The organism is Streptomyces sp. NPDC005281 (assembly GCF_040607495.1).
GTDB lineage: Bacteria > Actinomycetota > Actinomycetes > Streptomycetales > Streptomycetaceae > Streptomyces.
Map to the genome: position 1 here is coordinate 13396 of NZ_JBEXGX010000029.1, position 9592 is coordinate 22987.

A 9592-nucleotide genomic window follows, 5' to 3' on the forward strand; every position below is an offset into this window, starting at 1 on the left:
AATGCCTGTAGCTGGGGCCCGCACCCCGAAGGTGCGGGCCCCAGCTACAAAGTCTGCGTCAGGCCGGAACGATGTTCTCGGCCGTCGGGCCCTTCTGGCCCTGCGCGATGTCGAAGGTCACCTTCTGGCCTTCGAGGAGCTCACGGAAGCCCTGGGCGGCGATGTTCGAGAAGTGGGCGAACACGTCAGGGCCGCCACCGTCCTGCTCGATGAAGCCGAAACCCTTTTCCGCGTTGAACCACTTCACGGTACCAGCAGCCATGTCATATCTCCTTTGGGGCAGTACACCGGCGCCTGCACTGTGCGAACACCGTGTCGCCGCGATGATCAACCCGCCGGAAATGACCGGAAATACAAAAGCGCCCTTCCCGAAAAAAGCCGGGTTGGAACACTTGAAGTCTCGGGAACCACAACTGCAACTGAGATGGACAGTAGCACGCCTCAACAGCCTTCACCGGATAAATAATTGCGGACAGGGCATTGCGATAAGAATTCTCGGCACACAGCCTGACAAACTCTCTTCTCTCGAGCACAGATATTGGCGCACTCGCAGTACAGCGTTGCAAAAAACTGTCAGCGAGATCAAGCGCTTCTTGCGTTGCAAGAGCTGGGCCGTCCACGCATCGCGTTGCCATGAGGAAACCCACGTCCCGGCTCGCCCAAGCCGAGGACGGCATGTCGGTGAGGGCGCCTTTCGTCTACCGCGGTGTGGCTCTTCGGGCGGGCAGGCGGGCAGGTCTGCCGCAGCCGGCGCGCCTGTGGACCGGGCTCAATCGCGCAGGGTCGGCGTGGCCGGGAGGTCCTCAGCCAGGAGACGGAGCATGGGGTGATCACTCAGCGCCTGCTGTAGTCCGGCAAGAACTTCGGCCAGAGCAGCTCGCGCCTGGCCGGGCATACGGTCGAGGGTCTGGAGGAGGAGTAGATCCCGCCGCTCGCGGACTCGGGCCAGATGTTCACGGCCCGCGGGGGTCACGCGGACTATGACTTCGCGGCGGCTGTCGGGGCATGGCCGGCGCTCCACGAAGCCAAGAGCCTGGAGACGGTCGACAAGGCGGCAGACCGACGGCGGTGATCCGCCCAGGATGCGGGTGAGGGCCCGCATGCGTATCCCGGTCTCGCGGTCGACGATGTACATCACGCGCAATTGAGAGACAGAGACATACGGGGGCGGGCCGTCGTTGCGCTCGTGCTCCCACATGACGTCGAGGAGTTCGGCGACACTCCCGGCCTGGCGGGCCACGGCGGGGTCGAAGCCGGGGCTGGCGTACTCGGTCATACGTGTTCCATCCCTGATCTTGCGTGGGTATCCCCGGCTTCAGCCGGGGAGGGAAACGCATCCTCGTCCCGGAGGTGCGCAGCGCCGGAGTTCGCTCCGTCTCTGTTTTGACGGTCAGACAGGCCGCTTCTGGCCCTCGATGTACTGACGGATCACGGTCAGCGGTGCACCGCCGCAGGAGCTGGCGAAGTAGGAGCGCGACCAGAACACCGAGCCCATCCCTATTCGGTTTATCCGGCCGGTGTACTCGGCCCGCAGGTAGCGGGAGCTGACGCCCTTGAGGCTGTTGATCAGCTTGGACAGGGCGATCTTCGGTGGGTAGTGCACGAGCAGGTGGACGTGGTCGGCTTCGCCGTTGAACTCGCGTAGTTCCACTTCGAAGCTGGTACAGACCTCCCGCATGATCTCTTCGCAGCGCTTGAGCATGGCGTTATCGAAGACATCGCGCCGGTATTTGGTGACGAACACCAAGTGAGCATGCAGGTTGTAGGCGACGTGACGTCCAGTACGGATATCAGGATTTGGTGCCCAGCGTGGTGACATACGCCAAGCGTAGTATCTTCTTTGAAGCTGACCAGGAAGGGGGTGGGCCGGATGATCCGTGCGTACAAGTTCCTCATGCGGCCCACCGTTCGCCAGACGGCCGCGCTCGGCGAGATGCTGCGGGATCACTGCTCGCTCTACAACGGAGCCTTGCAGGAACGCCGCGACGCCTACCGGCACGCCTCGAAGACGAGCGTCAAATACGGGCAGCAGTCCGCGCAGCTCAAGGACATCCGGGCGTTCGACCCGGAACGGCAGGGCCGCTGGTCGTTCTCGTCGCAGCAGGCGACGTTGCGCCGCCTGGACAAGGCGTTCGCCGCGTTCTTCCGCCGGGTCAAGTCCGGCGAGACACCGGGCTACCCCCGTTTCCGGAGCATCAACTGGTTCGACACCGCCGACTTCCCCAAGGACGGCGACGGCTGCCGCTGGGACTCCACCCCGCACGACCCGGTCACCCGTGTCCGCTTCCAAGGCGTCGGGCACGTCAAGGTCAACGAGCACCGGCCCGTGGTCGGCAAGATCAAGACCGTCTCCGTCAAGCGCGAAGGCAAGCGCTGGTATGTGATCCTGACCGCCGAGCAGTCCCAGCCCAAGCCGCTGCCCGCGACCGGCAGCATGGTCGGCATCGACATGGGCATAACCAACTTCCTTGCCGACTCCAACGGCGAGTTCGCGCCCAACCCGCGCCACGGCCGCCGCGCCACAGCGAAACTCCAAACCGCACAGCGGGCACTGTCCCGCTTCCCCCGGGTGCGCCACGACAAGCGCACCAAGAACCACCAGCGGGCCGTTCAGAAGGTCGCCGAACTGCACCGTAAGGTTCGGCGCCAACGCCTCGACCACGCACACAAGACCGCCCTCGGCCTCGTGCGCGAACACGACTTCATCGCGCACGAAGACCTCAAGATCCGCAATATGGTCAAGGCTCCCGCCCCGAAGTCGGACCCCACGACCCCGGGCAGCTTCCTGCCCAACGGGGCCGCCTCCAAGGCCGGACTCAACCACTCGATCTCGGATGCCGGATGGGGGGTGTTCCTGACGATCCTGCACGCCAAGGCTGAAAGCGCCGGACGGGAAGTGATTGCCGTGGACCCCCGCAACACCTCCCGCACCTGCCCCGAATGCGGGCACGTCGCAGCGGAGAACCGGCCCACACAGGAGAAGTTCCACTGTCAGAACTGCGACCACCAGACGCACGCTGACACCGTGGGCGCGCTCAACGTTCTACGGGCCGGGCTGGTCCGTCGCGAAGCCCAACCGGCATAGCGAGAAGCCCCCTCGTTCACGAGGGGGAGGAGTCACGGCCTGGTTCCTTGGTCCGGGTCGAAGGAGGCCAGCAGTCGATGACTGTGGCAGTTCTGCGCACCGCGAGCTCCTGACGAGCGGGCCTGGCCTCGTACACCAGCAGGGTGACCCCCGCGACAGCGCCAGGCAGTCCATGGCCCTGCGCCGCGGAAGATGACCTGGCGGCCGGAGCCAAGCCGTCTCAGGCCACGGCGGTCGGAGCAACTGATCCGGCGGCGCGCTGGTATTCGGCATTCAGCCGCTGTGCTTCTTCGAGCTGGTCTTCGAGGATGACGATGCGGCAGGCCGCCTCGATGGGGGTGCCACCGTCGACGAGTTCGCGCGCCCGGGCGGCGATGCGCAGCTGGTAGCGGGAGTAACGCCGGTGTCCGCCCGCGGAACGCAGGGGGGTGATGAGGCGGGCCTCGCCGATCGCGCGCAGGAAGCCCTGGGTGGTGCCGAGCATCTCGGCGGCCCGGCCCATCGTGTAGGCGGGGTAGTCGTCGTCATCGATCCGGTCGTACGAGTCGTCTGCTGTCACTTGCACCTCTCTGAGAAACGCGTGGAGGGGCCCTGGCGCTCTTCGCGCCAGGGCCCCGAAGGAACAACTACACCATCTGCCGGCCCTGATACTGCGTCGGCCCTCTGTGTCCGCAGCAGCTCACACAAGGTGTGAGCGTGTGCGGGGATCGCGGTTGCTCGACCGGAGACCACCTCACTATCGATGTCCTGCGGTACCCGGGCTCAGCCATTCCGCCCGGGCGATCCTGATGGCGCCTCGCCCCTCCGTTCAATCCCTCTGAAACCAACCAACTGGTACTGCTCTCCTGCGAACTGCTGATACCGCGTACTGCTTCGTGGCCTGTGACAGCGCCACTCCGGCAGCCAGCCCCGTCGCCCGTCCTGCACCTGCTTCTGGCTTAGAACCCCACTGCCGGACCTCCCGATGCGCGCGCCCGCAGCCGACGCCTTCACCGAGGTACCACTCACAAATTCCACTGCGGTCCTGCGAACTGCACTCAGCGAAACCGCACCTTCAACTTCAACTGCGGTCCTGCTTACGGCGGCCCCTGATCACTGCGGGCCACCCGGTCCGGCAGTCAGTCCCGTCGCCGTCCTACGACAACCCTGGCTTCGGAACTCCACCACCGCACCGCCCTGCCAACTGCAACTACCTGCACTTCTGCCCGCAGTTCATGTCTGCCGGGCCCTGCTTCCTTCTGGCTACGAGAGAAACCATAACCAGCCGAGGAGGCAATGTCTACTCCAGCGATCACAGACTTTTGCAGCCTGCCCGGAGAGGTAATCGGGCTCAGGTGGCGTCGCGGTGCGCCTTCCCCTGTAGCTCCGCGAACCGCCAACGCGACCCGCCTCAGGCCGCCGACGGCCGCGCCTCCCACGGCCGCGGTCCCGCAGCCTCCTGCCAGCGCCGTAGTTGCCGACCGTCGACGCACACGATGTCGCACTGCTCTGCGTAGTCGAGCGCGGGGGCGGTGAAGTCGCTGGTGGTGACGACGACTGCGACATCGGCGCCGTGAACGGTGAAGCAGGTGCCGCCGAAGCGCTGCAGCTCCTGTGAGCCGACCCGGTTGCCGTCGCCGTACCGCTTGCACTGGATGACGACCCAGCGCCCGTCGGGCGTTCTCGCCACGACGTCGGCGCCCAGGTCCCCGGCCCCGCCCACGACGTCCACGTCGAGACAGCCGTCGCGCCGGCACAGTTCGGCCACCGCCTGTTCAAACTCGTCCGGGTCCAGGGCCTCATAGGCGATCTCCACCGTGGCCGCGGGCGCCTCGGGCACGGTCTCGGGAAACAGGACGGTGGGATCCGTGCCGAGACGGCCACCGCAGGCGCCGGCCCCGGCGGGGACCAGGCCGACGGCAGGAGCCGGTGACGCCGCGTCGAGCGCTTCGACCGCCGTCTGCGTGGCTTCGTCCAGGGCTACGGCCGCGCGGCGCGCGATCCTCGCCGCCGATATGCGGCGCTTCCCGCGGCAGCCGGCCATGACGGCGCCGACGCCCATGAGGGCGAGCGCCACAGCCCAGGCGGGACGGTGCACCGCGGCCGCGGCCGCGGTGCGGGCGGCCGCGCCCACCAGAGCGAGGATGACCGCGAGGAGGGCGAAGTAGAGGGCCGTCGCCCGGAGTTCGAACCGGCAGGAGCGGCGCGCGGTACGCCGGGCGCGTGCGGGAACGGCCATGGTGATGTTTCCTCCCCTGGGACGTCAAACGAAGATCAATTCGCGTCTTCCCAGGCAGCGGCCGTTCTACCGAGTTCCGTCGTGCATGCCTCTTCCAGCCCGACGGCAGGCGCGGGCTCGCTGCCTGTCGGGCCAGATGTCCTCGGCCCCGGTGCGATCCGCGCGTGAACGTGGCGTGAGCCTCAGGCCACGGGCAGGTGCCCGAGCCGTCGGCCTCGATCGGCCCGTGCCTCCAGCAGGGCAGCCACGTCCGGTCCTCTCTTCAGAACGGGACCGTTCCAGTGGGCCGGGACCGCCACGGGTATGAGGCGCACCTCGGTGCCGTGGACGCGCGCGACGTCGAAGAGGGTCTGCAACATCTGCACACCTGCCAGGTCGATCGAGGGCGCAGAGGGAGGCATGCCACGTCCGGGTTTCGAAACCTGGCGTCGACGGGCTCGCGCAGCCGCTCGCTCAACCCTGAGCCACACCTGTACACCGGCACATCAAGCGGTGGAGAACGAAGACGCGGAGACTCTGGCTCAGCTGCTAGCGCAGGGAGTCGACCCCGATGAGGTGTGCCACGACATGACGCTCCTCACGCACGCCATCGACGCGGAAGGCGACGGCGCCCTGCAGAGCCGAAGGGGCCGCTGACCGTGCACACCACCGCAGTACTTCTGGCTTTCGGAGCCGATCCGCAGCTCCCGGGACCCGACGGGCTGACACCCATGGGGCAGGCCGCCAACCACGGCCATGGTTGCAACGCCACATCTCCCCAACCGGGCGGTCACCATCCATCGCGATGCCCGTCGACCGGGCCGGGTTCCAAAGCCGGGCGCGGTGGAGACTGAGTAGCCGCGCTGTCTAGCAGAGGTCTTTCAGGTTCCCGTGCCGTCAGTTCTGCTGACCGTGGCTGGCGAGGTCATTTCGTATGGCGATGTTCGATTTCCGGGGATGACGGAACCTACAGCGCGCTGGGCGAGTGAGTGAGCTGCAGGCGTGGTGCTGGCGGCAGTGGCGTAGGCGCTTCTGTCTCTGGTGCGGCGCGGAACGCCTCGATCACGTAGGCGGCGAAGCGGTGGGAGGCTGTGACCCGGGCGGCACGCGGCGTGTCTTGGAGGCCCCGGTGGGCCATGAGCATGAGGATCAGGTCGTCGATGACGAAGCCGGGGCGCAGCTGGCCGGTCTCCTGGGCGCGGCGGGCCAGTTCACTGACCGCGCGCAGGGTCCGCTCCCGGTCGGCGGCGAAGTCCATGGCCTCGGGGAAGGTTGTCATGAAGGCGTCGGCGAATCCCCGGCTGTGGGTGTGAAGTTCGCAGATCCGCTCGATCAGGCTCCGGAATCCGTGCCACGGGTCCGAGTCTGCAAGGGCGTCGCGGACGGCGGCGTGGCAGGCTCGCCGCTGCTCGGCGAAGGTCTCCGCGATCAGTGCCTGCTTGGTCGGGAAGTGCCGGTACAACGTGGCGGGGCCGACGCCTGCGTACCGGGCGATCTCGCGCATGGGCGCGCTCAGGCCCTTTTCGCCGAGCACCGCACGGGCGGCGTCCAGGATGCGGGCCCGGTTGTCGCGGGCGTCGGAACGCAGGGTCTGAGGCAAATGGTTGGCCATCGTTTCTCACTTTAGCCAAACGGACGGGGGTGTCCGTTACGGTCCGATGGCGGTGCCGGCCCCCCGTCCCGACACTTCGCCGGTGATGCCACGGCTGCGGAGGCCGGCTCGACCCACGGCCGCAGCAGCTGCGATCCGTCCTTCCACCGACCCGAGGAGCAGAGATGAAAGCCGTCGTGATCAGGACGTTCGGAGACCCCGATGGCTTGGAGATCGTCGATGTGCCCGTGCCCGTTCCTGCCCCGGGGCAGGTGCAGATCGCCACGGAGGCGATCGGGGTAGGCGGCGTGGACGCCGTGATCCGCCGGGGAACGCTTGCCGCCTACGGCTTCCGGGAGGGCCATCTCCTCGGCAGCGAGGTCGCGGGAGAGGTCACCGCGGTGGGAGAGGGCGTGGACGCCTCGTGGATCGGGCGGCGGGTGTGGGCGTTCACTGGCCTGTCCGGTGGGTACGCCGAGCAGGCCGTCGCCTTGGCCGAGGACGTTCTTGCGCTGCCCGACGGCCTGACCGGCGCAGACGCGGTGACCCTCGGCGGCTCCGGCGTGGTCGCCCACTTCGCCCTGGACCGGGCCCGTTTCATGCCCGGCGAGACGGTGCTCGTGCGCGGTGCGGCGGGCAGCATCGGAATTACGGCGGTCCAGCTCGCAGCCAGGGACGGCGCGAGCGCGGTGGCGGTCACCACCTCGTCGGTGGAGCGCGGCGCCCGCCTGCGGGACTTGGGCGCGACTCATGTCCTTGACCGCTCCGGCGAGGGTGACCCGCAAGCACCGGCGGGCTTCGACGTAGTGATCGATGTCGTGGGGGGTCCCCAGCTTCCCCTCTTCTTGGACAAGTTGAACTCCAACGGGCGGTTCGTGGCTGTCGGTGTGGTCGGTGGGCAGCCGCCGGCGGACTTCGGCATGCGGCTGATGGACGCCTTCCGCAGGTCGTTGTCGTTCGCCACTTTCAGCTCTGACACCGTGCGCGGCCCCGACCGGCAGGCCGTGCGGTCGTCCCACTTCGCCGATGCTGCGCACGGGGACCTGCGCACGGTCGTGCATGAAGTGTTGCCGCTGGACCAGGCGGTGCTGGCCCACCGCGAGATGGACGCGGGGAAGGTGTTCGGCAGGGTTGTGCTGGCGCCCTGAGCCGGGCCGGGACGGCGTTCGCCGCCCGGGTAACGAAATTGGGATCATGCCCGCATGGACTTCGACCTCGCCCCACCGATCGGCGTTGGCCCGTTGCGGATCGGTATGACTCGGCAATCGGCCAACACGGCGCTGGACTCGCTCCGCGATCTCTCCGCGGTCTCGGAGTCCGACCGGCCGGGTCAGCACATCTTCCTCCCAGTGGACTGATGATCAGCATCCACTGCACGCGAGACCTGCCGTTCGGCGTTGGCCTGCCTCTCTCCGCAGAGACTCGAAACGATCGTCACCGGTGCCGAAGAAACAGGTACTGGCACTGCGCTGGGGTGCGGACCGTATCGAGGTTGAACTCGATGCGCAGCGAGGTCGGGCCGCGCAGCAGTCCTCACTGGCCGTGGGGTGGCGACGCTCGGCACTGCTCTTCCTGCGGTGTCGCCCGGGCTGGGCACGGGGAACGCACTGGTGGTGACACTGCTCGCGCAGCTCTGGGTGGTGGCGGTGACGCGGCTGCTGAATCTGCGGCTGCCCCTCGAGAGCGCTGTTTTCTCCCCGCATGCTGTGGCTCAGGCCTGTGCACAGCACGGAATCACCGCCCAGTACAACCGGGGGCCATCACCACCGACGAAATCCTCGACCACGCGCCCGACTACGAACGCCGCCGGCAAACCATCCGGAAGCATCAAGCCGAAGCGCAACCCTGATCCAGCCTTGCCGAACTTCGAACGTCCCGCCTCGGCAAGGTACTGCTCTCCCGCTGCCGCAAACGGTCCTGGCACAGGCGGCGCACGCAGCAAGGGAGGGTGTGAGACCGCGACTGGCGGGCACAGGGTTGCCCTTTCCGGCGACCGGAAGCCGCTGGCTAGTGCGAAGTGACGGGCTCCCAGCGCAAGTTGACGGCATAGATGCGAACCCGTCCGGAAAGGATGACCTGTTCACCGTCAGCGAGGCCATCCGTATGTTCGACAAAGACGTCGGCCCGGCCTATACGACGGTCCACAGTTACCGGTGGTGTCCTCGCGCTGGCCGAAGCAGCGCCGGCGGGCGGACGTCTCGCACACCATCCACAAGGTCCTGGCCAGCATCCCCGATGAGCAGGAGCGGTTCGAGGCGGTCACCAACCCGCCGCCCAACGTCCCTCACCACTCCGCCAACGATGCAACAGCGGCTCGGCTGGGAACTCCCATCCGAGCCGCTGCTTAGACGGTGTCCTACCTCATGGAACCACGTCGGCGCCTAGTGCGCTTTCATGAAACCAGAATTCCACCAATCCTAATTTTGGGCAGTAAGATCTGGTTCAGCCCATCCAACATAGCCAAGAGCATCCTTATAAGTCAGATGCCCGGTTGAATCATCGGCTAGAAGTCGGCGCACTCGGGGACTGAAGTGAATTCGGTACTTAATACCTTCCACCATCACGGCACCGAGGTCTGTTGGGTCATCCGCGTTGTGATCGGCAGGAAGTTCAACAACGTCCCATCCTGCTTGCCGGGTCAGATGAACCCACACCTCAAAAGCCCTGCTGGCGTCCATGGAGCGGTAGGTAACCCCTCCAACCCGAGCAAAGATCTGGA

General features: G+C 66.9%; 12 protein-coding genes. 4 read left to right on the forward strand and 8 right to left on the reverse strand.

Going from position 1 to position 9592, the window contains the following annotated elements; all coding sequences use genetic code 11:
- Positions 1-58: 58 nt before the first annotated feature.
- The 3 genes from ABZV42_RS32210 to tnpA all read right to left on the reverse strand — a co-directional run bounded on the left by ABZV42_RS32210 (position 59) and on the right by tnpA (position 1819).
- Positions 59-262 (reverse strand): cold-shock protein, encoded by a 204-nt coding sequence (locus ABZV42_RS32210; RefSeq protein WP_355991911.1) that lies wholly within the window; start codon positions 260-262, stop codon positions 59-61.
- 507 nt (positions 263-769) lie between these two features.
- Positions 770-1276, reverse strand: coding sequence for a MarR family transcriptional regulator (locus tag ABZV42_RS32215; RefSeq protein ID WP_356054866.1), 507 nt, complete (start codon positions 1274-1276; stop codon positions 770-772).
- Positions 1277-1390: 114 nt separating this feature from the next.
- Positions 1391-1819 carry an IS200/IS605 family transposase gene (tnpA, locus tag ABZV42_RS32220; RefSeq protein ID WP_355991921.1) on the reverse strand — a complete coding sequence of 143 codons (429 nt, stop codon included), beginning with the start codon at positions 1817-1819 and terminating at the stop codon, positions 1391-1393.
- A 51-nt stretch (positions 1820-1870) separates the two neighbouring features.
- Between tnpA and ABZV42_RS32225 the strand changes: the two genes are divergently transcribed.
- The gene (locus ABZV42_RS32225; RefSeq protein ID WP_356054868.1) at positions 1871-3085 is read left to right on the forward strand and encodes a transposase; all 1215 of its coding nucleotides are present in this window, start codon (positions 1871-1873) and stop codon (positions 3083-3085) included.
- A gap of 220 nt (positions 3086-3305) precedes the next feature.
- On the opposite strand, the gene ABZV42_RS32230 is transcribed toward ABZV42_RS32225, so the two are convergent.
- From ABZV42_RS32230 to ABZV42_RS32245, 4 genes are all read right to left on the reverse strand, one after another.
- Entirely contained in the window at positions 3306-3644 is a 339-nt protein-coding gene (locus ABZV42_RS32230; protein ID WP_356054870.1) for a MerR family transcriptional regulator, read from the reverse strand.
- Positions 3645-4475: 831 nt separating this feature from the next.
- Complete coding sequence (locus ABZV42_RS32235) at positions 4476-5303, reverse strand: restriction endonuclease (protein ID WP_356054872.1); 828 nt, start codon at positions 5301-5303, stop codon at positions 4476-4478.
- 182 nt (positions 5304-5485) lie between these two features.
- On the reverse strand, positions 5486-5662 hold the full coding sequence (locus ABZV42_RS32240) for a hypothetical protein (RefSeq protein WP_356054874.1): 177 nt from the start codon (positions 5660-5662) through the stop codon (positions 5486-5488).
- A gap of 587 nt (positions 5663-6249) precedes the next feature.
- Positions 6250-6894, reverse strand: a complete 645-nt coding sequence (locus ABZV42_RS32245) for a helix-turn-helix domain-containing protein (protein ID WP_356054876.1) — start codon at positions 6892-6894, stop codon at positions 6250-6252.
- A gap of 164 nt (positions 6895-7058) precedes the next feature.
- Between ABZV42_RS32245 and ABZV42_RS32250 the strand changes: the two genes are divergently transcribed.
- From ABZV42_RS32250 to ABZV42_RS32260, 3 genes are all read left to right on the forward strand, one after another.
- Positions 7059-8021, forward strand: coding sequence for a zinc-binding dehydrogenase (locus tag ABZV42_RS32250; RefSeq protein WP_356054878.1), 963 nt, complete (start codon positions 7059-7061; stop codon positions 8019-8021).
- A gap of 54 nt (positions 8022-8075) precedes the next feature.
- Positions 8076-8231 (forward strand): hypothetical protein, encoded by a 156-nt coding sequence (locus ABZV42_RS32255; RefSeq protein ID WP_356054880.1) that lies wholly within the window; start codon positions 8076-8078, stop codon positions 8229-8231.
- A 798-nt stretch (positions 8232-9029) separates the two neighbouring features.
- Positions 9030-9221 (forward strand): DUF6192 family protein, encoded by a 192-nt coding sequence (locus ABZV42_RS32260; RefSeq protein ID WP_356054882.1) that lies wholly within the window; start codon positions 9030-9032, stop codon positions 9219-9221.
- A gap of 69 nt (positions 9222-9290) precedes the next feature.
- On the opposite strand, the gene ABZV42_RS32265 is transcribed toward ABZV42_RS32260, so the two are convergent.
- Positions 9291-9551, reverse strand: coding sequence for a hypothetical protein (locus tag ABZV42_RS32265; RefSeq protein WP_356054884.1), 261 nt, complete (start codon positions 9549-9551; stop codon positions 9291-9293).
- Between the last annotated feature and the right edge of the window lie 41 nt (positions 9552-9592).

Excerpts from the sequence above, each read along its gene's own strand:
- ABZV42_RS32210 (WP_355991911.1), bottom strand. The coding sequence starts at position 262 with ATGGCTGCTGGTACCGTGAAGTGGTTCAACGCGGAAAAGGGTTTCGGC.
- ABZV42_RS32215 (WP_356054866.1), bottom strand. The coding sequence starts at position 1,276 with ATGACCGAGTACGCCAGCCCCGGCTTCGACCCCGCCGTGGCCCGCCAG.
- tnpA (WP_355991921.1), bottom strand. The coding sequence starts at position 1,819 with ATGTCACCACGCTGGGCACCAAATCCTGATATCCGTACTGGACGTCAC.
- ABZV42_RS32225 (WP_356054868.1), top strand. The coding sequence starts at position 1,871 with ATGATCCGTGCGTACAAGTTCCTCATGCGGCCCACCGTTCGCCAGACG.
- ABZV42_RS32235 (WP_356054872.1), bottom strand. The coding sequence starts at position 5,303 with ATGGCCGTTCCCGCACGCGCCCGGCGTACCGCGCGCCGCTCCTGCCGG.
- ABZV42_RS32240 (WP_356054874.1), bottom strand. The coding sequence starts at position 5,662 with ATGTTGCAGACCCTCTTCGACGTCGCGCGCGTCCACGGCACCGAGGTG.
- ABZV42_RS32245 (WP_356054876.1), bottom strand. The coding sequence starts at position 6,894 with ATGGCCAACCATTTGCCTCAGACCCTGCGTTCCGACGCCCGCGACAAC.
- ABZV42_RS32250 (WP_356054878.1), top strand. The coding sequence starts at position 7,059 with ATGAAAGCCGTCGTGATCAGGACGTTCGGAGACCCCGATGGCTTGGAG.
- ABZV42_RS32255 (WP_356054880.1), top strand. The coding sequence starts at position 8,076 with ATGGACTTCGACCTCGCCCCACCGATCGGCGTTGGCCCGTTGCGGATC.
- ABZV42_RS32265 (WP_356054884.1), bottom strand. The coding sequence starts at position 9,551 with ATGGACGCCAGCAGGGCTTTTGAGGTGTGGGTTCATCTGACCCGGCAA.